Source organism: Roseateles sp. (genome assembly GCF_039595295.1).
Taxonomy (GTDB): domain Bacteria; phylum Pseudomonadota; class Gammaproteobacteria; order Burkholderiales; family Burkholderiaceae_C; genus Roseateles.
On record NZ_JBCNLU010000020.1, the window covers coordinates 46,375 to 71,675 of the forward strand.

At 68.7% G+C, this 25,301-nt stretch carries 19 protein-coding genes and 2 pseudogenes; 10 read left to right on the forward strand and 11 right to left on the reverse strand.

What is annotated here, in order from left to right:
• The first annotated feature begins 50 nt into the window (after window positions 1-50).
• Together hemB and ABDW59_RS15440 are read left to right on the forward strand one after the other, a co-directional pair.
• Window positions 51-1,058 (forward strand): porphobilinogen synthase, encoded by a 1,008-nt coding sequence (gene hemB / locus ABDW59_RS15435; RefSeq protein ID WP_343630728.1) that lies wholly within the window; start codon window positions 51-53, stop codon window positions 1,056-1,058.
• A gap of 45 nt (window positions 1,059-1,103) precedes the next feature.
• A complete protein-coding gene (locus tag ABDW59_RS15440; protein WP_343630729.1) occupies window positions 1,104-2,198 on the forward strand; it encodes a magnesium transporter CorA family protein in 1,095 nt (364 codons plus the stop codon).
• 117 nt (window positions 2,199-2,315) lie between these two features.
• On the opposite strand, the pseudogene ybeY reads toward ABDW59_RS15440, so the two are convergent.
• Both ybeY and ABDW59_RS15450 read right to left on the reverse strand, forming a co-directional pair.
• Window positions 2,316-2,756: pseudogene (gene ybeY, locus ABDW59_RS15445) on the reverse strand (rRNA maturation RNase YbeY); the annotation flags it as partial.
• Window positions 2,757-3,133: 377 nt separating this feature from the next.
• Window positions 3,134-4,093, reverse strand: a pseudogene (locus tag ABDW59_RS15450) (PhoH family protein); the annotation flags it as partial.
• 92 nt (window positions 4,094-4,185) lie between these two features.
• Here ABDW59_RS15450 and ABDW59_RS15455 point away from each other — a divergent pair.
• The 4 genes from ABDW59_RS15455 (at window position 4,186) to ruvB (ending at window position 8,391) form a co-directional block, all read left to right on the forward strand.
• On the forward strand, window positions 4,186-5,679 hold the full coding sequence (locus tag ABDW59_RS15455) for an ATP-binding protein (protein ID WP_343630730.1): 1,494 nt from the start codon (window positions 4,186-4,188) through the stop codon (window positions 5,677-5,679).
• Window positions 5,680-5,941: 262 nt separating this feature from the next.
• Window positions 5,942-6,595, forward strand: a complete 654-nt coding sequence (locus ABDW59_RS15460) for a response regulator transcription factor (protein ID WP_067069232.1) — start codon at window positions 5,942-5,944, stop codon at window positions 6,593-6,595.
• A 108-nt stretch (window positions 6,596-6,703) separates the two neighbouring features.
• Window positions 6,704-7,273: a Holliday junction branch migration protein RuvA gene (ruvA, locus tag ABDW59_RS15465; RefSeq protein ID WP_343630731.1), complete on the forward strand. Its 570-nt coding sequence runs from the start codon at window positions 6,704-6,706 to the stop codon at window positions 7,271-7,273.
• Between the two features lie 56 nt (window positions 7,274-7,329).
• On the forward strand, window positions 7,330-8,391 hold the full coding sequence (gene ruvB / locus ABDW59_RS15470; protein WP_343630732.1) for a Holliday junction branch migration DNA helicase RuvB: 1,062 nt from the start codon (window positions 7,330-7,332) through the stop codon (window positions 8,389-8,391).
• A gap of 154 nt (window positions 8,392-8,545) precedes the next feature.
• On the opposite strand, the gene ABDW59_RS15475 is transcribed toward ruvB, so the two are convergent.
• From ABDW59_RS15475 to ABDW59_RS15500, 6 genes are all read right to left on the reverse strand, one after another.
• Entirely contained in the window at window positions 8,546-9,502 is a 957-nt protein-coding gene (locus ABDW59_RS15475) for a porin (protein ID WP_343630733.1), read from the reverse strand.
• Window positions 9,503-9,639: 137 nt separating this feature from the next.
• Window positions 9,640-10,725, reverse strand: a complete 1,086-nt coding sequence (locus ABDW59_RS15480; protein WP_343630734.1) for a sterol desaturase family protein — start codon at window positions 10,723-10,725, stop codon at window positions 9,640-9,642.
• 293 nt (window positions 10,726-11,018) lie between these two features.
• Complete coding sequence (locus ABDW59_RS15485; RefSeq protein ID WP_343630735.1) at window positions 11,019-11,738, reverse strand: histidine phosphatase family protein; 720 nt, start codon at window positions 11,736-11,738, stop codon at window positions 11,019-11,021.
• Window positions 11,739-12,062: a DUF1840 domain-containing protein gene (locus ABDW59_RS15490; protein ID WP_343630736.1), complete on the reverse strand. Its 324-nt coding sequence runs from the start codon at window positions 12,060-12,062 to the stop codon at window positions 11,739-11,741.
• A 126-nt stretch (window positions 12,063-12,188) separates the two neighbouring features.
• Window positions 12,189-14,366 carry an EAL domain-containing protein gene (locus ABDW59_RS15495; RefSeq protein ID WP_343630737.1) on the reverse strand — a complete coding sequence of 726 codons (2,178 nt, stop codon included), beginning with the start codon at window positions 14,364-14,366 and terminating at the stop codon, window positions 12,189-12,191.
• A complete protein-coding gene (locus ABDW59_RS15500; protein ID WP_343630738.1) occupies window positions 14,363-15,655 on the reverse strand; it encodes a DUF3391 domain-containing protein in 1,293 nt (430 codons plus the stop codon). Before ABDW59_RS15500 ends, ABDW59_RS15495 begins: the two co-directional genes overlap by 4 nt.
• A 201-nt stretch (window positions 15,656-15,856) precedes the next feature.
• Here ABDW59_RS15500 and pcaF point away from each other — a divergent pair, with 201 nt between their 5' ends.
• Window positions 15,857-17,056, forward strand: coding sequence for a 3-oxoadipyl-CoA thiolase (pcaF, locus tag ABDW59_RS15505; protein WP_343630739.1), 1,200 nt, complete (start codon window positions 15,857-15,859; stop codon window positions 17,054-17,056).
• Window positions 17,057-17,760: 704 nt separating this feature from the next.
• Window positions 17,761-18,561 (forward strand): IclR family transcriptional regulator C-terminal domain-containing protein, encoded by an 801-nt coding sequence (locus ABDW59_RS15510; protein ID WP_343630767.1) that lies wholly within the window; start codon window positions 17,761-17,763, stop codon window positions 18,559-18,561.
• 64 nt (window positions 18,562-18,625) lie between these two features.
• On the opposite strand, the gene ABDW59_RS15515 is transcribed toward ABDW59_RS15510, so the two are convergent.
• The 3 genes from ABDW59_RS15515 to ABDW59_RS15525 all read right to left on the reverse strand — a co-directional run bounded on the left by ABDW59_RS15515 (window position 18,626) and on the right by ABDW59_RS15525 (window position 22,018).
• Entirely contained in the window at window positions 18,626-20,149 is a 1,524-nt protein-coding gene (locus tag ABDW59_RS15515) for a 3-hydroxyacyl-CoA dehydrogenase (protein WP_343630740.1), read from the reverse strand.
• Between the two features lie 49 nt (window positions 20,150-20,198).
• Window positions 20,199-21,011, reverse strand: coding sequence for an enoyl-CoA hydratase-related protein (locus tag ABDW59_RS15520; protein ID WP_343630741.1), 813 nt, complete (start codon window positions 21,009-21,011; stop codon window positions 20,199-20,201).
• A 128-nt stretch (window positions 21,012-21,139) separates the two neighbouring features.
• Entirely contained in the window at window positions 21,140-22,018 is an 879-nt protein-coding gene (locus ABDW59_RS15525) for a LysR family transcriptional regulator (protein ID WP_343630742.1), read from the reverse strand.
• Window positions 22,019-22,153: 135 nt separating this feature from the next.
• On the opposite strand from ABDW59_RS15525, the gene ABDW59_RS15530 reads away from it, so the two are divergent.
• Both ABDW59_RS15530 and ABDW59_RS15535 read left to right on the forward strand, forming a co-directional pair.
• Window positions 22,154-23,179, forward strand: a complete 1,026-nt coding sequence (locus tag ABDW59_RS15530) for a DMT family transporter (protein WP_343630743.1) — start codon at window positions 22,154-22,156, stop codon at window positions 23,177-23,179.
• A 94-nt stretch (window positions 23,180-23,273) separates the two neighbouring features.
• The gene (locus tag ABDW59_RS15535) at window positions 23,274-25,295 is read left to right on the forward strand and encodes a M13 family metallopeptidase (protein ID WP_343630744.1); all 2,022 of its coding nucleotides are present in this window, start codon (window positions 23,274-23,276) and stop codon (window positions 25,293-25,295) included.
• The last annotated feature ends 6 nt before the right edge of the window (window positions 25,296-25,301 follow it).

The window sequence follows — 25,301 nt, forward strand, 5'->3', positions numbered from 1 at the left end:
TACGTCCTTCTACGTAGCGCCCCCCATCCCGGTGGTATTTCTCGAAACCCATGCAACTGCCTGCCCCCCATCCCCTGAGCCGTCCGCGCCGTCTGCGCCGTGACGCTTTCACCCGCGCGCTGGTCCGCGAACACCGCCTCCACGCCAACGATTTCATCTACCCGGTGTTCGTCCACGAGGGCGAAAACCGCGTCGAACCCATCGCTTCGATGCCCGGCGTCTCGCGCCTGAGCCTGGACAAGCTGATCCCCGTGGCCGAGGAATGCGTCGAACTGGGCATCCCGGTGCTGGCGCTGTTCCCCGCCATCGATCCCGCGCTGAAGACGCCCGACGGCATCGAGGCCACGAACCCCGACGGCCTGATCCCGCGCATCGTGCGCGCGCTCAAGGAGCGGGTGCCAGGTCTTGGGGTGCTGACCGACGTCGCGCTGGACCCGTACACCAGCCACGGCCAGGACGGCGTGCTCGACGAGCAGGGCTACATCCTGAACGACCGCACGGTCGAGCTGCTGAAGAAACAAGCGCTGGTCCAGGCCCAGGCGGGCGTGGACATCGTGGCCCCCAGCGACATGATGGACGGCCGCATCGGCGCCATCCGCGAGGCGCTCGAGGCCGACAGCCACATCCACACGCGGATCATGGCCTACAGCGCCAAGTACGCCAGCGCCTTCTACGGTCCGTTCCGGGACGCGGTGGGCTCGCGCACGAATCTGGGCAAGGCCGACAAAAAGACCTATCAGATGGACCCGGGTAACACCGACGAGGCGCTGCGCGAAGTCGGCCTGGACGTGGCCGAGGGCGCCGACATGGTGATGGTCAAGCCCGGCATGCCATATCTGGACATCGTCCGGCGCGTGAAGGACGAGTTCCGCGTCCCGACCTTCGCGTATCAGGTCAGCGGCGAGTACGCCATGATCAAGGCCGCCGCCGCCAACGGCTGGCTGGACCACGACGCGGTGATGATGGAAGCGCTGCTGGCGTTCAAGCGCGCCGGCGCCGACGGCATCCTGACCTATTTCGCGATGGACGCCGCGCGCCTGATCAAGGCCGGCGCCTGATCGGGGCGATCGCTCCGCGGCACGCCCCCTGCCCTCACCGGACGCATGCGCATCTTCCATCTCGGCGAGAGCCTCTACGAAGAACTCGCGACCCTGCCCGAGGCGCTGCCTGCCGAGGGCTTCCTCTGGATCGGCCTGCCGCGGCGCGAATTCGAGCTCCAGCTCGCGACGCTGCAGCAGCGGCTGCAGCGCTGGACCGGCGCGCAGCTGCTCGACCTGCATGTGTCGGACCTGATGAACCAGCAGCTGCCGTCGCACTTCGACTACACCAGCTGGTATGACGTGATGGTCTTCCGCCGGCTGGCGACGCTGCCCGGCAGTCCGCACACGATGGCCGACGAGGAGCCCCACCGCCCCGCCGCGGTCGAGGCGGCGCTCAAGTCCATCGACACGAGTCCGGTCGGCTTCGCCGTCTTCGACCGCGTGCTGATCACGGTGCATCCGGGCGAATGCGCGCTGCGCGACTACTTCGCCAGCAAGCTGGGCGCGCAGCAGGAGGGCCGCGATCTGCGCGGCTCGACGCGGCTGCCGACCAGCCCGGCCGAGCTGATGCTGCGCATGGTCAACCACATGGTCGACAGCTACCTGGACCTGCGCCGCATGCTGACGCGTCAGTTGACCGCGCTGCAGAACCTGCTGCTGGACCGGCGCGGCCACTTCCGCGACTGGACCGTGGTGCTGCTGGCGCGGGACACGCTGTCGCGACTGGAGGACCTCTGCGAGGACCAGCGCAGCGCGGTGCAGGAGTGGATCGACGCGCTGGGCGAGTGGCCCGTCGGCGACGCCCACGCCGAGCGCGAGCGCGAGCTGCTTCGCGTGCGATCGCGTGACGTGCTGGAACACGTGGAGCGGGTGCTCTCGCATGTGCGGCGGCTGGAGACCTCTGCGGAGACCTCGGTCCAGATGCACTTCTCGCTGACGGGCGAGCGCACCAACAACATCATGCGGACGCTGACGGTGCTGACCGCCATCTTCCTTCCGCTGAACCTGATCACCGGCATCTTCGGCATGAACTTCGACACCCTGCCGCTGATCCACCGGGCGACCGGCTTCTGGATCGCGACGGGCGTGATGATCGCGCTGGCGATCGCGCTGGGCGCCTTCTTCTGGCGCAAGCGCTACCTAGGCACGCAGCAGTAAAAAATGCGCGCCACTCGGCGCGCTTGGATGGCTCAGGCCCGAGTGCCCTCAGCGCTTCTTCACCGCCGGCTTCTTGGCGGCGGACTTCTTGGCGACGGGCGTGACCTTCGCCTTGGCCTTCGCATACGGATCAGCGAAGCCGAGCTCGAGCATGAGCTCGGTCTCGCGCGCCTCCATGAATTCGGCCTCGTCGTCTTCCTCGTGGTCGTAGCCCTGCGCGTGCAGCGTGCCGTGGACCAGCATGTGCGCGTAATGCGCGGTCAGGTCCAGGCCCATCTCCTTCGCCTCGCGCTCCACGACCTCGGCGCAGATCACCAGATCCGCCGCGACCACGGGCTCATGGGCGTAATCGAAGGTCAGCACGTTGGTCGCGTAGTCCTTGGAGCGGTACTCGCGATTGAGCGACTGCCCCTCCTGCGCATCGACGATGCGGACGGTCATCTCGCCGGGCAGTTCCAGCGCCGCGCGCATCCAGCGGATCACCTTGTGGCGCGGCAGCAGCGCCTTGTGGCGCGGATCCGCGAATTGCAACGAGAGGCTCAGTTCCGGGCGGCTCATCGGGCGGCTCCCTTGCGAGGCGCGACCTTCTTGGCCACCACCTTCTTGGCGACGGGAGGCTTGGCAGCCGGCTTCCTCACGAGGGGCTTGCTGGTCGCGGGGCTCTTTGCGGCGGGGGTCTTGGCGGCCTGCTTCTTCGCGGCGGGTTTGACAACAGCCTTCGTCGCGGTCGTCTTGGCTGCGGGCTTCTTTGCGGCGGGCTTCACCGCCGGGCGCTTCACCACGGGCGTCGTCGCCGGCGCGATCGGCCGCTCGTCGAAGCGCATGGCCTGCTCGCGCAGCAGCAGCGCGCGCAACCGGCGCTCCTCGCGCTCCTCAGCGAAGTGGGCCTCGCGTTCCTGCAGCTCGCGCGCTTCGGCCTCGGCCTGCGCCTCAGCCCGCTCTTCATAGGCTTGGACGATGCGCGCCACCAGCGGATGGCGGACCACGTCGGCGCGGGTGAAGCGGGTGATCGCGACGCCGTCGACGCCGTCCAGCACCTGCTCCGCGTCGACCAGCCCGCTGGCCATGCCGCGCGGCAGGTCGATCTGGCTGGTGTCGCCCGTCACCACGCATTTGCTGCCGAAGCCGATGCGGGTGAGGAACATCTTCATCTGTTCGGGCGTGGTGTTCTGCGCCTCGTCCAGGATGACGAACGCGTGATTCAGCGTCCGGCCGCGCATGAAGGCCAGCGGCGCGATCTCCAGCTGGCCCTTCTCGAAGGCCTTGGTCACGCGGTCGAAACCGAGCAGGTCGTAGAGCGCGTCATACAGCGGGCGCAGATACGGATCGACCTTCTGCGTCAGGTCGCCGGGCAGGAAGCCCAGGCGCTCGCCGGCCTCGACGGCCGGGCGGGTCAGGATGATGCGCTGCACCGACGAGCGCTCCAGCGCATCCACCGCGCAGGCCACCGCCAGGAAGGTCTTGCCCGTGCCGGCCGGCCCGATGCCGAAGCTGATGTCGTGCGACAGGATGCGCCGCAGGTACTCGTGCTGATTGGGCGTGCGACCGGCCAGGTCGGCGCGGCGCGTGCGCAGCACGACGTGGCCCTCGGCATCCACGTCGCCCGGCGCGCCGCCGGAGCGCATCGGCGCGGCGACGTCGTTGGCCGCCTCGACGATGGCCAGCCGCAGGCTCTCGGCCGGTATGGCGCGATCGGCGCGCGCATACATCGCCTCCAGCAGAAGCAGCGTCCGCTGGGCCGCGGCGCGCTCGCCCTCGATGTTGAAGTGCTCGGCGCGATGGGTGATGCGCACCGACAGGGCCGCCTCGATCTGGCGGAGATGCTCGTCCAACGGACCGCACAAATGGGACAGGCGGCGGTTGTCGGCAGGGGTGAAAGCGTGGCGCAGGTTCAAAGCGGCGCAGGCTCCGTATTCAGGGGGGTTGAGGGCGCTATTGTCGCGCGCCGGTGCGCCGCGCGTCGGTCGTCACTGCACAATCGCCCCCCATGCAGCGGACCATAGAACAACAAGGGACGGACCAGCGGGAGGCGGGTCCGGAAAGCACGGTCGATATCGCCGTGACCGCGCCCCCCGAGTCGCCCGTGCGCGGCGCCGCTGGCGCGCTGACCGTCGGCCTGACCGCCTTGCTCGCGCTGATCGCACCGGCCTGCCTGGCGCAGGCCGCGGGCAGCGGCGATCCGGGCCCGGTGAGCCGCTGGTCGCTGCTGGCCTCCCAACTCGGCTACGGGCTGCAGTCGGCGCTGGTGCTGATGGCTTTCGTGCTGGGGTTGCTGATCTGGCAGCGCCGTGCGCAGCGTCACATCAGCTGGCTGCTGGCGCTGATGCCGGGCTGGGTGCTGATGGTCGGCCTGGCGCCGCTGACGCCCTGGCCGGCGGCGGTCGCCGTCGTGCTCGCGCCCTGGCTGCTGTGGTGCGGCGTCCATTACCTGATGCGACGGCTGCGCCGGCGCGATCGCCGTCTGCACCGCGCGCTGCTGGCGCAGGCGGTGCTCTTCCCGATCGCGCTGCTGTTGCCGTTTCCGACCGCACGCATCGCCGGGTTCGCGCTCTGGTGGCTGGGCGCGCAGTTGCTGATTGCGATGGCCTGGCATGTCTGGCATCTGTGGCAGGACATGTTCCTGCCCACGCTGGAGGAGCGCTATCCCCGCGCCGACTTCGTCATCAGCTGCGTGCTGATCGGCCTGGGCGCGCTGGCCGTGGTCGCCGCCTGGACGCTGCCGGGCAGCGGCTTGGCCGGCATCTTGGCACCACTGTCGCTGATCGGCCTGGGGCTGCACCGGGTGCGGGAGTTCTCGCGCGCGCTGTCGCAATCGGAGCTGGCCGTGCTGCAGGGCGAGCTGCGCCTGCAGGAACGCATCGCCGAACTGGAGCGCCACTTCGACCAGGTTGCGGAAGCCAAGCTCGAGCAGGTCACCGAGCGCGAGCGCAAGCGCATCGCCGCCGACCTGCACGACGACCTGGGCGCCAAGCTGCTGACCATCGTCCACACCAGCGAGTCGGACCGCATCTCCACCCTGGCGCGCGAAGCGCTGGAAGAGATGCGGCTGTCGGTGCGCGGCCTGACCGGCAAACCGGTCGTGCTGCTGGACGCGCTGGGCGACTGGCGCGCCGAGGTGGTGTCGCGCCTGGCCCAGGCCAACATCCTGGCCGAGTGGAAATCTCCCGCCGAGGACATCGAGCACACCTTCCCCGCCCGCGCCTACGTCCAGACCACCCGTATCCTGCGTGAGTCGGTGAGCAACATCATCAAGCACTCGGGTGCGACGCATTGCGTGATCAGCTGCTCGGCGCAGGACGGCTATTTCTCCGTCGTCATCCAGGACAACGGCCAAGGCATCCCGCTGGAGCTGGAAGGTCGCCTGGACAAGGGACACGGCATGGCCAGCATGAAGGCGCGCGCCAAGCAGATGCACGGCCAGTGCCTGGTCGAATCCGGCCCCGGCTGGGGCACGGTGATCCGCCTGACCATCCCGCTCTGATCCGGTGCCTTTTTGCTGCCGATCAGCCTCGGACCCGTCATCGATCCCCGCATCCATCGCGTTCTCTCCCGCCCTCTTCCCGGAAGAACCGGCCCCGGTTCGCGCCGAAGGGGCCGCAAAGCGCGCGCGGGCGTGATCCATTGCCGACCGCGCCACACTCGGGCGTTGTTCAGGATGGTCAGCCCGCGTGGAAAGCCGTACCGTTGCAAACACCCGCCAGCTTTCCCGTGGCTGTCGCTTTCCTGAGCAAGAATCCCGCGCCATGAACCACATCCTGCTGCTCGAAGACATTCCCGAAATCCGTGCCTGGCTCAAGGTCCTGGTCAAACAGGTCTTCGCCAACGCGGTCGTCACCGAGTGCTCGCGCGTGCAGGATGCGCTGCAGCAGGTCAACTCGCAGCGCTTCACGCTGGCGCTGCTGGACCTGGGCCTGCCGGACGGCTCGGGCGTGGACGTGATCTCCGCGCTGCGTGAGAAGCAACCCGAAGTCCAATCCGTCATCGTCACCATCCACGACGACGACGAGCACCTCTTCCCCGCGCTGCAAGCCGGCGCCTTCGGCTATCTGCTCAAGGAGCAGTCGCGCGAGCTGCTGGTCGAGCAGCTGCAGCGCATCAGCCAGGGCGAGCCGCCGCTGTCGCCGTCCATCGCCCGCAAGGTCATCGCCTATTTCACCTCGCAGCGCCGGCCGCAGGCGGCGCAGGTGCTGCACGAGGTCTCGCTGACCGATCGCGAGACCGAGGTGCTGCTGCGCGTCGCCAAGGGCTTCACCCTGCCGGAAATCGGGGTGCAGCTGGGCCTGTCGCGCCACACCATCGCCGACTACGTCAAGCAGATCTACCGCAAGCTCAACGTGAGCTCGCGCGCCGAGGCCGCGCTGGAAGCGCAGCGCTTGGGCCTGTTCGGCCGCAACTGAGCCCCTGCGGGCGCTTTCGCGCGCCTGGGTCGCCCCTCGGGGAAAATACTGGACAAACATCCAGCAGAAGCCGCTCGACGCCTCGCCGAACGCGGATAATCCGCGCCCATGATCGGCAAGCTCAGCGGCGTCATCGCGGAAAAATCGCCCCCGCAGATCCTCATCGACGTGCAGGGCGTCGGCTACGAAGTCGACGTCCCGATGAGCACCTTCTTCAACCTGCCCGGCCTGGGCGAGAAGACCGCGCTGCTGACCCACCTGAGCATCCGAGAGGACGCGCACGTCCTCTTCGGCTTCCTGACCGCGGAGGAGCGCGACACCTTCCGCCTGCTGATCAAGATCAGCGGCGTCGGCCCGAAGATGGCGCTGTCGCTGCTGTCGGGCATGTCGGTGGGCGATCTGGCGCAGGCGGTCTCGCGGCAGGAGGCCGGGCGTCTGGTGAAGGTGCCGGGCATCGGCAAGAAGACCGCCGAGCGGCTGCTGCTGGAGCTCAAGGGCAAGCTCAGCCCCGATCTGTCGCAGCCTGTGTCCGTCGCCAACGACGCGCAGGCCGACATCCTGCAAGCGCTGGTCGCCCTGGGCTACAGCGAGAAGGAGGCCGGTATCGCGCTCAAGTCGCTGCCGGCGGACGTGGGCGTCAGCGAGGGCATCAAGCTCGCGATGAAGCACTTGTCGTGATCGTCCCGTCCTGAGCCCGCCGCCTTCCGCAGCGACCCGCCGCACAATCCTTCGCCATGAGCATCCAGACCGACGACTTCACCCCGCGCCCGCAGCAGGCGCGGCTGATCAGCGCGCAGCCGACCTCGCCCAACGAGGACGCGATCGAGCGCGCGCTGCGGCCCAAGCTGCTGGACGAGTATGTCGGCCAAGCCAAGGCGCGGGAGCAGCTGGAGATCTTCATCGGCGCCGCGAAGAAGCGCGGCGAGGCGCTGGATCATGTGCTGCTGTTCGGCCCGCCCGGCCTGGGCAAGACCACGCTGAGCCACATCATCGCCGCGGAGCTGGGCGTGAACCTGCGCCAGACCAGCGGCCCGGTGCTGGAGAAGCCCAAGGACCTGGCCGCGATCCTCACGAATCTCGAGCGCAACGATGTGCTCTTCATCGACGAGATCCATCGGCTGTCGCCGGTCGTCGAGGAAATCCTGTACCCGGCGCTGGAGGACTATCAGATCGACATCATGATCGGCGAGGGTCCGGCAGCGCGTTCGATCAAGCTGGACCTGCAGCCTTTCACCCTGGTGGGCGCGACCACGCGCGCGGGCATGCTGACCAATCCGCTGCGCGACCGCTTCGGCATCGTGGCGCGGCTGGAGTTCTACACCTCCGAGGAGCTGCAGCGCATCGTGACGCGCTCGGCCGCGCTGCTGGGCGCGCCCATCGAGGCGTCCGGCGCCTTGGAAGTGGCGCGGCGCTCGCGCGGCACGCCGCGGATCGCGAACCGGCTGCTGCGCCGGGTGCGCGACTACGCCGAGGTCAAGGCCGACGGCACCATCACCCGCACGATCGCGGAGAAGGCGCTGGCCATGCTGGACGTGGATCCACTGGGCTTCGACCTGATGGACCGCAAGCTGCTGGAGGCGGTCGTGCACCGCTTCGACGGCGGACCGGTGGGGCTGGACAACGTCGCCGCCGCAATCGGCGAGGAGCCGGGCACTATCGAGGACGTCATCGAGCCCTATCTGATCCAGCAGGGCTTCCTGCAGCGCACGCCGCGCGGCCGCATCGCGACGCTGGCGGCGTATCGGCACCTGGGCGTCGCGCCGCCCAAGCAGGCGGGGCAGCTCTTCGACGAGTAGTCGAGAACAAGCAACGGTGGACGCTGTCCCGCGGCCAGGCAAGACCTGGCCCGGCCAGAGCCGCTGGACCGCCCAAACGATGCCACGCTCAAGGTGGCCGCCCCAATGAAAAAGGCGCTCCGAGGAGCGCCTTTGTCGTTCGCCGATCCGAGGATCAGAAGTTGTGGCGCACGCCCAGCGCGAACGAGTTCAGGTCGTTGACCTTGTTCGGGGTGTTGGCGTCCACGGCCGTGTAGAAGGCGTAGACCTTGGTGCGCTTGCTCAGGTTGTAGTTGTAGGCCAGCGTGTACTGCTTGCCGCCGTAACGACCGTTGCCGAACGAGTAAGCACCGGCCTTGGTGCCGCCGACGTTCACGTGGAATTCCGACTGGCCCAGCGTGTACATCACGGCGGCGCGGCCGATCCAGCGCGCGTCCTTGGCGCCCGGCGATTGCGGGGTGCCGGACTCTTCGCGCTGCGCGTAGCCGCCGAAGGTGAAGGCGCCCAGTTCATACAGGCCGCGGATCGCGTACTGCTTGGCGGAGCCTTGCTTGCTGAAGCCGGCGCCCAGGTGCAGCGGGCCCTGGTCGTAGTTCAGGGCGACGTCGTAGCCGCGGGGATCCACGCCTTCACCGGCGTGCAGGGCGATTTCGCCGTTGAAGCCGCCGACGTTGGGGGTGAAGTAGCCGACCTTGTTGGTCTGCGTGAAGCCGGCGCCGGAGTACAGCTTGTCTTCCGAGGTGCCGGTGTCGTGGTTGTGCATCGACACGTAGTCGGCGGTCGCGTAATACGAGCCCGGGGTCCAGCGGCCCAGACGGATCGCGCCGAATTCCGCGCTGCCGATCTGCACGCTGGCTTCACGGTTCCAGAACGCGGAGTTGGTCTGCTTGCCGTCGTCGGAGTTCAGACCGTGTTCCAGCGCGAAGCTGGCCTTCAGGCCGCCGCCCAGGTCTTCCGTGCCCTTGAAGCCCAGACGCGAGTTGTTGTTGACCATCGAGGCGACGCGGTCGCCGTTGCCGGTCTTGATGCTCTCGACCGACGTGTTGATCCGGCCCCACAGCGTGACAGAGCTCTGGGCGAAAACGGGAGCGGAGAGCGCCGCGATGGCAGCTGCAATGGCAATCTTTTTCATGTCCACCTTCGTGTGTTGGAGGTTTCGGCCAGGTAAACCCGGCGCTATGGGCGTTTGGCGTACAGCAGGGTGTGCGGAGTATAGAAGTGCGTTGCACGCCCCCATGACAGCCGACGCGAAATCGCAACAGTTCTTCGTTAGGGGTGTCCCGGGGTGGACGACACGGGACGAGGAGTGAGCAAGCGGGCGGTTGCGGCCTGCCCCGCCAGCAGGCCTGCCAGCACGGCGATCTGGGCCGCGGTGCCGAGCCGGTGCGCGTTCCACAGGAACAGCGCCACGCCGATCAGCAGCAGCACGAACAGCAGCGCCGCCGCCGCGCGGTGCGAGGACGAGACCACGGGGTCGAACAGCAACCTGCCGTGCGGGTCGTATCCGGGCGCTATGCGGGCGCCGATGCCGGGTTCCCAGTGCGCGGGCTCCCACCACAGGCGCAGCTTGTCGCGCCAGCGAGGGGTGAGCCGAGTCTTGCGCAGGAGTTTGGCGTAGACCTGCACGTTGGCGGCCCAGGGATTCCAGCTAGAGAGCGCATCCCGGGTGCCGTAAACGCAGGGCTCGTGGTCGAGCTCTTCCTGGAAGGACCCGAACATCCGGTCCCAGATGACCAGGATGCCGCCGTAGTTGCGATCCAGATAGGGGTCGTTGACGGCGTGATGGACGCGGTGATTGGACGGGGAGCAGAACCAGCGGTCGAACCCGCCCAGCCGTCCGATCTGCTGGGTGTGGACCCAGAACTGGTAGAGCAGGTCGATCAGCGCGACCACCGCGAAGACCAGCGGCGGGAAGCCGAGGATGGCCATGGGGATGTAGAAGGCCCAGCCGACCAGCCAGCCGCTGCCGGTCTGACGCAGCGCGGTGGACAGGTTGTAGTCCTCGCTTTGATGGTGCACCGCGTGCGCGGCCCACAGCAGCGCGGTGGTGTGGCCCAGCCGGTGATGCCAGTAGTAGAGGAAGTCGTAGAGCAGCAGCCCGCTCAGCCAGACCCACCAGGCGCCGGCGTCCAGCCGGGTCAGCGCCGCGTGCTCGAAGACCCAGGTGTAGATGCCCAGCGTGAAGAGCTTGGTCAGCACGCCCACCACCTGGCTGAGCATGCCCAGCGCGATGCTGCTCATCGCGTCATTGAGCCGATAGGTGTTGCAGCCACGGCGCACGCCGATCCAGTACTCCAGCCCGATCAGGGCGAAGAACACCGGCGTCGCCAGCACGATGATCTGAGCGTCGGTCATGGTCTCCTCGATGGGCGCTCGATGCGGCGCCTCTGATGGTCAGCGTAACTCCCTCGCCCGCTTGCGGGAGAGGGTCTTCGAGCTCTGGCGTACTGCACCGCTCCCACCCTCTCCCCCGCCCTCTCCCGCCCCGCGGGCGAGGGAGTGAACCAGCACCGCGAGCCGCGATTGACAGCGCGCCGTGCGGCCCCCTCGCCCACTTGCGAGAGAAGAAGTGAACAGCAAGCGCGCTGAATGCTCCCTCTCCCGCTTGCGGGAGAGGGCTGGGGAGAGGGTCTTCCCTTCGCCGGCCCTCAGACCTTGGCAGTCTGCAGCGCCCCCGGCATGAACCCCGGCACGCCCGGATCGTCCAGCGTCAGCCCTTGCAGATGCTGGTCGTCGTTCCAGCCCACGAGCGTGAAGCCCTGCGGCGAATACAGCACCCGGTTGACGCTCGCATTGCCCAGCACCCAACTGCGCGGCGCCTGCAGGTCGATGCGCGTGGCAGCGCGATACAAGCAGTCCAGCACGCCGCCATGCGCGACGATGGCGATGGTCTGACCCGCATGCGCCGCGGCCAGCTCGGACACGACGCCCACCACACGCTCGGACAGCTGCTCCAAGCTTTCGCCCCCCGGCGGACCGAAGGCCGGATCCCGGCGGCGCCAGCGCAGCGCGTCCTCGGGAAACTCGGATTCGATCTCGGTCCAGAGCTTGCCCTCATGGATGCCGAAGGCGCGCTCCCTCAGCCGCTGATCGAGCCGCACCTCGATGCCATGCGGGCCGGCGAGGTTTCGCGCGGTGACCGCGGCACGGTCCAGATCGCTGGAATAGATCGCGTCGAGGTGCTCGTCGGCCAGCGCCGCGCCCAGGCGCTCGGCCTGGCGCTCGCCGAGCGCGTTGAGCGGCAGGTTCAGATGCCCCTGCAGCCGGCCCTCGCGATTCCAGGCGGTCTCGCCATGGCGGATCGCCAGGATCAAGGTGGGTTCGGCGGACGCGCTGGCGGACTCGGCGATCGTCGGGCTGGCCGTCATTCAGACGCCCCAGGCCACGTCGGTGTTGGCGGCCTGCGCGGCGCGCATCAGCTCCAGCAGCGGCCACAGGCGCTGACGCAGCATCACCTCGGGCTTGGGCGGCGGCTTGCGGCCTTCGGCCTCGGCCTCTTTGACGGCGCGCTCGTAGGCGGCCTGCTCATCGGCGATCGCGGCGTCGCCGCGGGCGATCAGCGCCGACAGATCGCCCGCCTGGAAGATGCCTTGCGCAGCGGGCGAACGCCCCAGCGCCTGCAGCGCCTGGTCGCCGTGGGCGGCCAGCATGATCACATCAGCACCGGCCTTGGACTTGAACTTGTACAGCACGCTTGTCTCCCGGCCGTCGACTGCGGCCACCGGCGCATTGTGCCGCCGGCCCGCGCGCGGCTGTGGGGAGCGCTCCCGAGGGAAGACCCGATCAGCGATCAGCGATCGGAAACCAGGGAACGACGATCAGCCGTTGGTACCGCCACGCAGCACGTGCACCGACGCACGCACACCGCGCGACGCCTGGGCTGCCTCGGCGGCGCGCGCCGCTTTGAGCGCCTCGGCCTGCGCGGCGATCTGGCTGGCGCGCTCTTCGAAGGCGCGCGTCTCCAGCGCCGGCGCGCACAGGAAACCCTGGAACTCGTGGCAACCGCAGCGGTCCAGGAAGTCGCGCTGCGCCTCGGTTTCCACGCCTTCGGCGATGACCTTCAGATTGAGCGCGCGGCCCATCTGCACGATTGCATTGACGATGCCCGCATCGCTGGCGTCGCCCGGCAGGCCCTTGATGAAGCTGCGGTCGACCTTCAGGCGCTGGATGGGGAATCGCTTCAGATAGCCCAGGCTGGAATAGCCTGTGCCGAAGTCGTCGATCGCCATCAGCACGCCCAGCTCCGACAGCGCGCGCATGCGATGCAGCGCCTCGTCGGCGTCGCGCAGCAGCACGGACTCGGTCAGCTCCAGCTCCAGCAGCGAGGGCGGCAGGTCGTAGGCGCGCAGCGCCTGCGCGACTTGCTCGACGAAGTGCGTCTGCTGGAACTGCAGCGCCGACACGTTCACCGCCACCGGCACCCGCAATCCTCGCTTCAGCCAGGCCGCGGCCTGCGCCACCGCCTGCTGCAGCACCCATTGGCCGATGGCGACGATGAAGCCGCTCTCCTCCGCCACAGGGATGAACTCCGACGGCGGCACGTCGCCGCGCAGCGGATCGCGCCAGCGGATCAGTGCCTCGGCGCCGACCAGCTCGCCCGTCTCGAGCGAGAGCTGCGGCTGAAAGTGCAGCCGGAACTCATGTTCCTGCAGCGCCTGACGCATCGCGTGGTCCAGCCGCATGCGCGACAGCAGGTCCACGTCCTTGCGCGGCTGATGGAAGCGGAACGCGCTGCGTCCGCTCTCCTTGACCCAGTGCATCGCGCGCTCGGCGCTGGCCAGCAACTCCTCGGCGCTGGCGCCGTCGCCGGGAAAGAGCGCGATGCCGATGCTGCAGGTCACGGTGAAGCTCAGCGTGTCGAAGCAGAACGGCCGCGACATCGCCTCCTGCACGCGGCGTGCCGCATGCTCGGCGCCGCGCGCGTCGGCCTGATGGATGAGCAGCGCGAACTCGTCGCCGTCCAGGCGGGCGACGGTGTCCACCTCGCGCAGCGACTCCTTGAGCCGCAGCGCGACTTCCTTGATCACGCGGTCGCCGTAGGCATGGCCCAGCGTGTCATTGATCTGCTTGAAACGGTCCAGGTCCACGTTGAGCAGCGCGAAGGGCGTGGTCTCGCGGCGGGCCATGGCCTGGGCGTAGTCGACCCGCTCCATCAGCGCGCGCCGATTCGGGAGCCCGGTGAGCATGTCGCTGTGGGACAGCTCCTCGATGCGCTGATGGGCGGCGAGCTTCTCGCTCAGGTCGCGGAAGGAATACACCCGGCCGATCGGCCGGCCACGGCTCCACTGCGGCAGCGACACACGCTCCAGCACGCGGCCGTCGAGCAGCTTGAGGTTGTCGCTGGTGTGCAGCAGCGGCGATTCCTGGATCGCGCCCAGACGCATCGCATAGGAGGCCCCGTCGACCACGCTGCGCCGCATCCAGGCCTGCACGGCCTCGTCGTTGCGGTCGTTGAGCAAGTCCTCCGGGATCCCCCACATCGACGCGAGCCGCTGATTGAAGCTGCGGATGCGGCCGGCCAGGTCGGTGACCAGGATGCCGTCGGCGGTGGATTCGAGCGTGGCGCGCAACTCGGCGAGCAGCGTCTCGCGCTCCTCGTCATGATGGCGCTGCTGGGTCTGGTCACGCATGGCGATCAGCCAGAGACCGTCGCCCTGCGGCTGCGCCATGTGGCTGATGCGGCGGGAGATCCACAGCATGCGGCCGTCGGCGTGCCGCATCATCGTGTCGGTGTGCAGGCTCTCGCGGCGGCCGATCGCGGCGTCCATCCAGAACAGCGCGTCCTCGGGCGTCGAGGCCAGGGATTCGATGCTCGCGCCGATCAGGTCCCGCGCGGGCAGTCCCAGCAACTGCTGCGAGGCGCTGTTCACCGCCACCACGCAATGCGTGCGGGCGTCCACCAGCCACACGGCCTCCTGCAGGCCGTCGATCAGCGGCATCAAGGCGGTGTTGAAAGCCGCAACGGGCGCGGCGTTCTGGCGGACCGGAGCGTTCAAGCGGCCATCTCCCCGGGCGAGCTGGGCGGCACGGGGCCGGCCGACTCGAAGAAATAGGCGATGCGGCTGCGCGGGCTCAGGTAGTCCAGTGAGGCGCGCGGCAACTGCTGCGGCTTGACGCTGCGGCGGATGCCCAGATCGGGCAGCTCTTCCAGATTGAGCACCAGCGCCTCGTCGCGCGGCACCTTCGGGTCATGCACCATCACCTTGGGCTTGAGCGGCCGTGATGAGTTCACCGCCACGACCAGCGCATAGCGGTCGTCGGTCAACTGCACGGCCGAGCCCGGCGGATACACGCCCATCATCCGGATGAAGGCGTTGAGCATGGTCGCGTCGAAGCGGCTGCGGCCTTGCGCGAACATCAGCGACAGCGCCTCGTGCGGCGTCATCGCCTTGGAGCTGACCAGCGGATTGCACAGCCCGTCGAAACGATTCACCAGCGCCACGATGCGGGCGCCGATGCTCATGCGGTCGGCGTTCAGGCGCTGCGGGAAGCCGCTGCCGTCGGCGTGCTCATGGTGCTGCGCGATGATCAGCAGCGGTCCGGCGCCCACGCCCATCTTCTGGCCCAGCATCACGCCCTTGGCGACGTGCTGCTGATAGGCGGAGACCTCCGCCGCGGTGAAACCGTCGTCCCGATGGCGGAAGCGCGGCGTCAGCTCCATCTTGCCGATGTCGTGCAGCAGTGCACCCTGGCCCAGGTCCAGCATCTCGTCGCGGCCCATGCCGAAGGCCCGGCCCAGCAGCATCGCGACCACGGCCACATTCAGCGCATGGGCGGTGGCGCGTTCGCCGGCGCCCTCGTTGAGCAGGCGAATGTTGATGTCACCCTCGACCAGCATCTTGTCCAGCAGCGCGCGAGACAGCGCAGCCGAGCGGTCGCGGGCATCCGAGGGCTCACGCGGCACCAGATCCATGACCTCGCGCAGCGCGGTAGCAGCCTCGGCGTATTGGCGCTCGCACAGCAGCAGCGCGTCGCGCTGCTCGGCCAGCAGGCGACGATGGCGCTCGCGGGCTTCGTCCTCGGCCGGCTGCTCCTGGACGACGCTCGCGGGCGCGGCGGCCGGAGGCGGCATCGGGGTGGCGTCCAGCGGCAGGTCGCTCTTGCCGGGGCTCCAGCGCACCTGCTTCAAACCCAGACGGCGCAGGATCAGCAGCTGCTCCTCCGAGCTCAGCTTGAAGCTGCTCAGCGGGAACGGATGCGACATCCAGCCCAGGTCGAGATGAATGAACATCCCCACCTTGAGCTGGCTCACATCGATTAGCGGATCGGCCGATCTGTCCTTCATTCTTGTAATTCCGCGCCCTGGGTTGAGGCGTCCTCGTCAGCAGCATCGGCTGCCAAGGGGCGCAACTTAAGCGAAAACGGCGTCAGCGGTACGGCAGGCAGCATGTTCCCGAGACGAGCGTGCAACTTGTCACAGGTTTTTCCAGCGGCCCCCTATGATCCTCTGAACCCGCCATTCTCATAAAGATTCTGGAGACAGTGAATGCATGCCTTTATTTGCGACGCACAGCGCACACCCTTCGGCCGCTATGGCGGGGCGCTGGCGTCAGTTCGCGCGGACGATCTGGGCGCCGTGCCCATCCAGGCCCTGATGGCGCGCAACCCGTCGGTCGACTGGGCGGCGCTGGACGACGTCTTCTACGGCTGCGCCAACCAAGCGGGCGAGGACAACCGCAATGTCGCCCGCATGTCGGCCCTGCTGGCGGGCCTGCCCATCGACGTGCCCGGTGTGACGCTGAACCGGCTGTGCGGTTCCGGCATGGACGCCGTCGGCAGCGCCGCCCGGGCGATCCGCGCGGGCGAGGCCCAGCTGCTGATCGCCGGCGGCGTCGAGAGCATGAGCCGCGCTCCCTTCGTCATGCCCAAGGCGGAGAGCGCGTTCTCCCGCAGCAACGCGATCTACGACACGACCATCGGCTGGCGCTTCGTCAACCCGAAGATGAAGGCGCAATACGGCGTGGATTCCATGCCCGAGACGGCCGAGAACGTCGCCACCGACTTCGGCATCGAACGCGAGGCCCAGGACCGCATGGCCCTGGCCAGCCAGACCCGCGCCCTGGCCGCGCAGCGCGCCGGTGTCTTCGACGCCGAGATCTGCCCGGTCACCATTGCGCAGAAGAAGGGCGATCCGGTCATCGTCAGCCAGGACGAACACCCTCGCGAGACGAGCCTGGAGGCGCTGGCCAAGCTCAAGGGCGTGGTCCGGCCGGACGGAAGCGTGACTGCCGGTAACGCCTCGGGCGTCAACGACGGCGCTTGCGCGCTGCTGATCGCGAGTGAGGCGGCGCTGTCCCGGCACGGCCTGACCCCGCGCGCCCGCGTGCTGGGCATGGCCACCGCCGGCGTCGCGCCGCGCATCATGGGCATCGGCCCGGCCCCGGCCGCTCGCAAGGTGCTGGCCCAGGTCGGCCTGACGCTGGATCAGATGGACGTGATCGAGCTGAATGAAGCCTTCGCCGCTCAGGGCTTGGCGGTCCTGCGCGACCTGGGCCTGGGCGACGACGATCCGCGCGTCAATCCGAACGGCGGCGCGATCGCGCTCGGACATCCGCTGGGCGCCAGCGGCGCGCGTCTGATCACGACCGCGGTCAACCAGCTGCACCGCACCGGCGGCCGCTACGCGCTGTGCACGATGTGCATCGGCGTCGGCCAGGGCATCGCGGTGGTGGTCGAGCGCGTCTGACGGCGACGCCCCTCCGTTCTCCCATTCCGATGGCGTCGGCGCCGCGTTTCGCGGCCCGGCGCCATCGTCATTTGAGCTAGCAAATCCAGGGTCGTTCATCTCGATAGAGCTGCCATATTTGCTAAAAGTGCCAACTATTCCCGCGATTTCTGAATAGTCAGACTTTTCATCCTGGACGAAGCTCCGCCCAGCGCTAGCTGTGCGGACTTTCGCACTTCCCAAGCACCAGGACGGTGCAAAGCGGCGGCAATCGACCCATATCCAAAAGTTGGGGGCGATTGAAAAATAGTCATGGGCGGAAGTAGGACCACGTAGGCGCCAATCGCACAGCCCCTGGCATACTGACTTCGTTTGATGGCGCATACCGCTCATTTATGTCGGTCCCCGCGCTAACAAGCATGATGTCTGACTATTGACGCCCTGCTTAGCGACCGAGCCGATTGCGGTTTCACGCACTTTTCTCCCGCCGAACGCCCGATCACACCGCCTCCTGAAGGTCGTGGGGCGTTCTGCGCGCAACGCTCACCAATTTGGTGCATCGTGGTGCGAATTGCAGCCAAAACAATTGCCTTGGCAAAGATTCTTCACCGGGTTGTCCCTATAGTTCTGGACATCACCTGCTTACGCCCAGCAGATTTGGGCGTCAAACGCACGTTTTGTCTGCCATGTCCGCTGCTCGAGCCCACGATGATGAATTGACCGCCCTGTCGGTCGCACCCTCCACCGCCCCCGACGCCGAAGTCCGCACCGGTCCGCTCAAGCGCGATCTGGTCGCCGGTCTGGAAAAGGGTCTGGCCGTGATTGAAGCCTTCGATCAGGAGCGTCCGCGCCTGACCATCAGCGAAGTCGCCGGCCGTACCGGTCTGACCCGTGCCGCCGCCCGCCGCTACCTGCTGACGCTGACCCACCTGGGCTTCGTCTCGCAGGACCGCAAGATGTTTGCCTTGACCCCCAAGGTGCTGCGCCTGGGTCAGAGCTACATGCACTCCGCCCGCCTGCCCCGCATCATCGAACCCGAGCTGCACAAGCTGGCGTACGCGATGAAGGAAGCCTCCTCGGCCGGCGTGCTGGACGGCAACGACGTGATCTGCATCTCCGCGACCAGCGCGGGCCGCGTGGTCTCGCCGACGCTGCAACCCGGCACCCGCGTTCCCGCCTACTGCACCGGCAACGGCCGCGTGCTGCTGGCCGCGCAACCGCAAGCCGAAGTCGACGCCTTCATCGCCCGGCAGGAGCTGACCGCCCTGACCCCGCACACGATCACGCATCCCGAGCGCCTGCGCATTGAGATCGCCCGCGCCCGCGCCCAGGGCTACGCGCTGATCGACCAGGAGCTGGAACAAGGTCTGCGTTCGGTCGCCGTGCCGCTGAAGAACTACAAGGGCGACACCGTCGCCGCGATGGCCATCAGCGTCCACGCCACCCGCATGAGCATCGAGCAGATGGTCGAGCACTGCCTGCCCCCGCTGCTGCAGGCGCAAGCTCACCTGCGCATGCTGCTGTGAGGCCAGCCTCGGCTCAATGAAGAAAGCGACCCTCGGGTCGCTTTTTTGTTCGCGGTTGCCCGTGTCAGGCCCAGGCGCGCTGCCGCAGCAGCGGGCTGATCCGGTACCGCTCGCTGCGATAGGCCTCGAAGAGCCCCTCCAGCGCGTCCGCCACCAGCGGCGCGCCCAGCAACGCCAGCCACTCGAACGGGCCGGCCGGATAGTTGACGCCCAGCTTCATCGCCGTGTCCGCGCCGGCCTCGTCGCAGACGCCTTGCCAGACCGCATCGGCGCCTTCGTTGATCAGCATCGCCACCGTCCGCGCGACGGCAAGACCTGGCACGTCGCGCAGCACCAGCGGCTCCCAGCCCAGACGGCGCAGCAGCCGCTGCGCATGCGCTTGCTGCGCGTCGTCCACCCGCGGCGCGAAGGCGATCGCCAGTCCGTCGATGCGGTCCGGCGCCAGCGGCCAGTCGATCACCGCGAGTCCCGGCTGCCGGCGCTCCTGCGCGAGCTGCCCGGCGCAACGCCCCCGCGTGAAGTGCAGTTGCAGCCCCTCGATGGCGACGCCGTTCCAGTCCGCCGACTCGTCGCGCGAGAACGCCACCCCGCGCGTCTCCATCCACCCGCCGAGGCGCTCGACCAGCGCCCCGCGCCCCGCCAGGGTCACCGCGCCGAGCTCGCCGTCGAACGCGGCCGCCGGCTCGGCCGCCACGGGCGTGCCCTCATAGAAGCCCTTGCCCGCCTTGCGGCCCAGTCGGCCGCCGTCGACCAGCGCCTTCTGCACCAGCGAGGGTTGATAGCGCTTGTCGCCGTAATTCGCCTCGAAGACGGACTGCGTGACCAGGTAATTCGTGTCGTGACCGATCAGGTCCATCAGCTCGCAAGGTCCCATGCGGAAGCCCGCGCCGCGCAGCGCGCGGTCCAGCAGCGTCGGGCTGCCGGCCTGCTCCTGCAGCAGCTGCAGGGTCTCCGCGTAATAAGGACGCGCGATCCGGTTGACGATGAAGCCCGGCGTGGACTTCGCATGCACCGGCGTCTTGCCCCAGCGGCGCGAGAGCTGCTCGATCGCCTGGGCGGCCGAGGGGTCGGTCTCCGCGCCCCACACGACCTCGACCAGCTTCATCAGCGGCACCGGGTTGAAGAAGTGCATGCCGACCAGCCGGCGCGGCGTCGTCATGCCGTTGGCCAGCGCGGTGATGCTGATCGACGAGGTGTTGGATGCGATCAGCGCCTCGGCCGGCAGCAGCGCGTCGAGTTCGCGCAGCAGCGCCTGCTTGGGCTCGAGCTTCTCGACGATCACCTCGATCACCAGCGCCGCGTCCTTCAGCTCCGCCACCGTGCCCGCGGGGGTGAGGCGGCTCATCACCGACTCGCGCTCGGCCGCCTCCAGGCGGCCCTTGGTCACCAGTCCGTCGAGCGCCTTGCCGATCTGCGCGATCGCCGCCGCGGCGGCGCCCTCGCGCAGGTCCATCAGCTGCACCGGATGGCCGGCCTGCGCCGCCACCTGCGCGATACCCGCGCCCATCACGCCCGCGCCGATCACGGCCACCGGCGCTTGCGCGGCCGGGGCGCTCGCGACACGCCAGGATCCCGTCGTTTCCGTCATTGCTGTCTCCGAGTCGTCGTTCTGAATCTTGTGAGGCGGCTGCGCGTGCTCAGTCCGAGCCGCCGACCTGGCCCGGGATCCAGGCCGCGGGCCGCTTGCCGAGGAAGGCCGCGAAGCCCTCCTTCGCCTCGGCGCCCATGCGCACGCGAGCGATGGTCTGGGCGGTGAGCTCGCGGACCTCGCCGGTGATGGGACCAACTTCGATCTGCGCCATCAGCGCCTTGATCTCGGCCTGCGCATTGGGGCCATTCATCAGCAGCTCCGCGATCCAGCGCTCGACCGCGCCGTCCAGCCCGCCGGCGTCGTCGCTCTGGACGACCTCATGGATCATGCCGATGCGCAACGCCTCGGCGGCCGGGATGCGGCTGGCGGTGAGTGCGAGCCGACGCGCCTCGCGCGGACCGACGGCGTTCACGACGTACGGCCCGATCACGGACGGGAGGATGCCGAAGCGCGCCTCGCTGACCGCGAACTGTGAGCCGGCCGCGGCCACGGCGATGTCGCAGGCCAGCGTCAGGCCGACGCCGCCGCCCAGCGCGACGCCGTGCACCTGGGCGATGGTCGGTTTGGGACAGCGCGCGATGCGGTCCAGCATGCCGGCGAAGCGGCGCGCGTCCGCCACGTTCCACTCCTGCGTCGCCTCGGAGGCGCGCTTCATCCATTGGAGGTCGGCACCGGCGCTGAAGGCCTTGCCCGCGCCGTCCAGGACGATGACGCGCACCGCGTCGTCCTGGCCCAGGCGCTCGAACGCGGCATCGAGGTCCGCGATCATGGTCTCGTCGAAGGCATTGAACACGGCGGGCCGGTTCATCGTCACGCGCGCCACGCCGCGCGCATCGGTCGCAATCTGCAGGGTCTCCACGTTGCCACTCTCCGTTGTGATCGGCGGAGTATCGCAGCCCGACCGGTCGGTCGAAGAATGGGCTTACGACGCGCTGGGCGCGGCGCGCCGGCCGGGGCGCTCCGTCATGCCGGCTCAGTCTGGCCGGCTCAGTCCTGCCAGGACTCCATGACCAGCTCGCGCAGCGCGCCCAGCGCCGGATCCTCCGGCCCTTCCTTCTGCAACCAGCACAGCCAGGTCTCGTCCTGCCAATGCGGCCAGATGCGCAGCTCGCCGGCCTTGGCCGCGTCCTCCGCCTGGTCGATGCGCAGCACCGCGGCGCCCAGGCCGCTGGCCACCATGCCGCGCACGGCGGCCTCGGTCTCGGCCATCAGGCTGTGGGCGGGCTCGCGGCCCGCGCTCTGGAACAGGCGTTCGGCGGCGGGACGCAGGCCGCAGTCGGGCGGCACGCCGATCCAGGGCAGCGCCAGCAGCGCCTCGCGCGACACCGGCCACTCGCGGTCGGCGAAGCGCTTGGGCACGGCCACCGCCAGCTCCATGCGGCGCAGCCGGCGCACGACGAGGTCATCGGCGGTCTCGCCGTCATAGAGCACGTAGGCGCAATCGACGTCGCCGCGCCGCAGCGCCTGCACACTGTGCAGCGACAGCCGCTGCATCAGCTGCAGCTTGATGCCGGGATGACGCTCGGCCAGCTTCACCAGCACCTCGCCCAGCCGCAGCGACAGCGGGTCGGTCACCGTGCCCATGCGCAGCACGCCCTCCACCTCGCCGCGGATCTGCGCGGCGGCTTGGCGCAGGCGCTGCGCGGCGTCCATCGTGCGGCGCGCCTCGTCGACCAGGCGCTCGCCCGCGGGCGTGAGGCTCATGCCGCGCGAGCTGCGCTCGAACAGCTGCACGCCCAGTTCCTCTTCCAAGGCTTTGATCTGCGCGCTGACGGCGGGCACGCTGGTGAACACCTTTTCCGCGGCGCGGGTCAGGTTCCGTTCGGCGACGACGGCCAGAAAGCTCTTCAGCTGGTAAAGCTCCATGGGACGTGATTGTGGCGAGCCCGTGTGGCCGCGTCGTTCGGATTCTTCAAACACCCGTTCCAAACTTGCACATGGACCGCGCGCGGGGCGCCGCCCAGACTTCGCTCCATCGAATTCCAGGAAGCGAGTGCCCTCATGAAATCCGCCCGCCCGGCCGCCTCCGGCCTCAGCGCCAGCCCCCTGGCCGCCACCGTCGCGATGCTCTTCGCGGCGATCTCGTGGGGCAGCCTCTTCCTCGTCGGCAAGCCGGTGCTGAGCCGGCTTGACCCCATCTGGTTCACGGCGCTGCGCTATCTGCTGGCCGGCGTCGGCATGGTGGTCCTGGTCGCGCTCTTCGGGCAGAAACCCTGGGCCAAGCTGCGCACCCATTGGGCCCTGCTGACCGGCTACGGCGTGCTGGGCTACGGCTTCTTCGGCGTGCTGGTGCTGGAGGGCCTCAAGCTCTCGCTGCCCTCGCACGGGGCGGTGCTGATGGCGACGCTGCCGCTGACCACCATCCTGCTGCGCTGGCTGCTCGACGGCCATCGGCCAGGCCTGCCGATGCTGGGCGCCGCGGCGCTGGCGATGGGCGGCGTGGTGCTGGTCTCCGGCGTGCTGGGCCGCGGCGACGGTCCGCCGCACATGCTGCTGGGCGATGCGCTGACGCTGCTGGGCACGATCGGCTGGGCGCTTTACACCCGAGGCGCCGCCAAGCTGCCCGATCTCAGCCCGCTGGAGTACACGGGCCTGACCGCGATTGCCGCGCTGCCCTGGCAGCTGCTGTTCGCCGCGGCCGTAACGGCCGCCGGATGGATCGCCGCGCCGCAATGGCAAGACCTGGCCCCGATCGCGCCGCACCTGATCTACATCGCCGCCGTGCCGACGGTGGCCGCGGTGATCGCCTTCAACTTCGGCGTGCGCCGGCTGGGGGCGTCGCATGGGACCCTGTTCCTGAACGGCGTGCCGGTGTCGGCCCTGCTGATGAGCGTCGCGCTGGGTCAGCATCCGGCGATGCAGGAGTGGCTGGGCGCGGCCCTGGTCATCGCAGCGTTGACGTTGAGCACGCGATCGCCGGGCAAGGCGCCGGCGCCGGCTACGCCCGCCGCCAAGACCCCAGCGCCTCACGAAACCGTGAAGGTCCGGGCGCCGGCCGTCGTCGGCGGGCGCTGCCCGGCCGCCTGATCGCGCGCGTTCTCATGGCTTTTGGCACGCCATGTCTTTTGACATAGCCTGTCGGATCCGTCGGGCCGCGGCCCACGCTCGTCACAAGCAAGCAATGAAGAACGCACTTCGTCTGACCACCCTGGCCCTGCTGATGTCGCTCGGCGGCGCCGTGATGGCCGCCCCGCCCGACTCCGGCCTGACGCTGAAGAACTTCGACAAGACGGTCCGCCCGCAGGACGACCTGTTCCGCGCCGCCAACGGCCACTGGCTCAAGACGACCGAGATCCCCGCCGACAAGTCCTCCTTCGGCGCCTTCCACGAACTGGCCGACCTGTCCGACACCCGCGTGCGCACCATCATCGACGCGCTCGCCAAGAAGAAGGCCAAGGCCGGCTCCGTGGACCAGAAGGTCGGCGACTACTACGCCGCCTACATGAACACCGCGGCCATCGACAAAGCGGGCATCGCGCCGGTCAAGCCGCTGCTGGACAGCATCGCCGCGATCCAGACCCGTCAGCAGCTGGCCTCATGGCTGGGCGCGCAGACCGGCGTCGTCGACAGCCCCGTGCCGCTGGGCATCGAGGCCGACTACCAGGACCCGACCATCAACCGCCTGCAGACCTGGCAGGGCGGCCTGGGTCTGCCGGACCGCGACTACTACCTGAAGAAGGACGACGAGCGCCTGTCCAAGGCCCGTGGCGCCTACTCGACCTATCTGCAGGCGCTGGCCCGCGCCGCCGGCATCGCCGATCCCGAGGGCAGCGCCAAGCGCGTGATGGCCTTCGAGGAAAAGCTGGCCGAGGTGCAGTGGGACAAGGTCGCCAACCGTGATCCGCAGAAGACCTACAACCCGATGACGCCGGCCGAGCTGGCGCAGAAGGCGCCGGGCTTCGACTGGACGGCCTTCTTCACCGCGGCCTCGCTGCCCGGTCTGGACAAGCTGTCGGCCTCGCAGCCCAGCTATCTGACGGGCGCGGCCAAGCTGCTGAACGAGGCCTCGCTGGACGACATCAAGCTCTACCTGAGCTTCCGCGCGCTGGACGCGAATGCGACGGTGCTGCCCAAGGTCTATCGCGACGCGCACTTCCAGTTCCACGGCGCGGCGCTGACCGGCGCCAAGGCCCCGCTGCCGCGCTGGCAGCAGGCGGTGGGCAACGTCAACGGCGCGCTGGGCGAGGCCGTGGGCGAGGTCTACGTGCAGCGCTACTTCCCGGCGGCCGACAAGGCCCGCATGCTGGAGCTGGTGCACAACCTGCTGGCCTCGTACAAGGAGTCCATCGACAAGCTGAGCTGGATGACGCCCGCGACCAAGGCGCAGGCGCAGGAGAAGCTGTCCAAGTACATGATCAAGATCGGCTACCCCGACGTCTGGCGCGATTACAGCGCGCTGGACGTGCGCGCGGGCGACGCGGTCGGCAACAACCTGCGCGCCTCCGCCTTCGAGTGGAAGCGCCAGGCGGCCAAGGCCAGCAAGCCGGTGGATCGCCGCGAGTGGCTGATGACGCCGCAGACGGTCAACGCGTACTACAACCCGACGATGAACGAGATCGTCTTCCCGGCCGCCATCCTGCAGCCGCCGTTCTACGCCACGAAGGCGGATGACGCGGTGAACTACGGCGCGATCGGCGCGGTCATCGGCCACGAGATCAGCCACGGCTTCGACGACCAGGGCAGCCAGTTCGACGGTGACGGCAAGCTGCGCAACTGGTGGACCGACGACGACCGCAAGGCCTTCGACGCCATCGGCGCCAAGCTGGTCGCGCAGTACGAGGGCTACGAGCCGATCGCCGGCAAGCACCTGAACGGGAAGCTGACGCTGGGCGAGAACATCGCCGACCTGTCGGGCCTGCAGATCGCCTACAAGGCCTATCTGCGCTCGCTGGGCGGCAAGCCGGCGCCGGTGATCGACGGGTTCACGGGCGAGCAGCGCTTCTTCATGGGCTGGTCGCAGGCCTGGCGTGAGAAGGCGCGCGACGAGCGCAAGCTGCAGCTGCTGACCATCGATCCGCATTCGCCGCCGGAGTTCCGCGCCAATGGGGCCGCCATCAACCATGACGGCTTCCACGACGCGTTCAAGACCAAGCAGGGCGACAAGATGTTCAAGGCGCCGGAGGATCGCATCCGCATCTGGTAAGCCGCA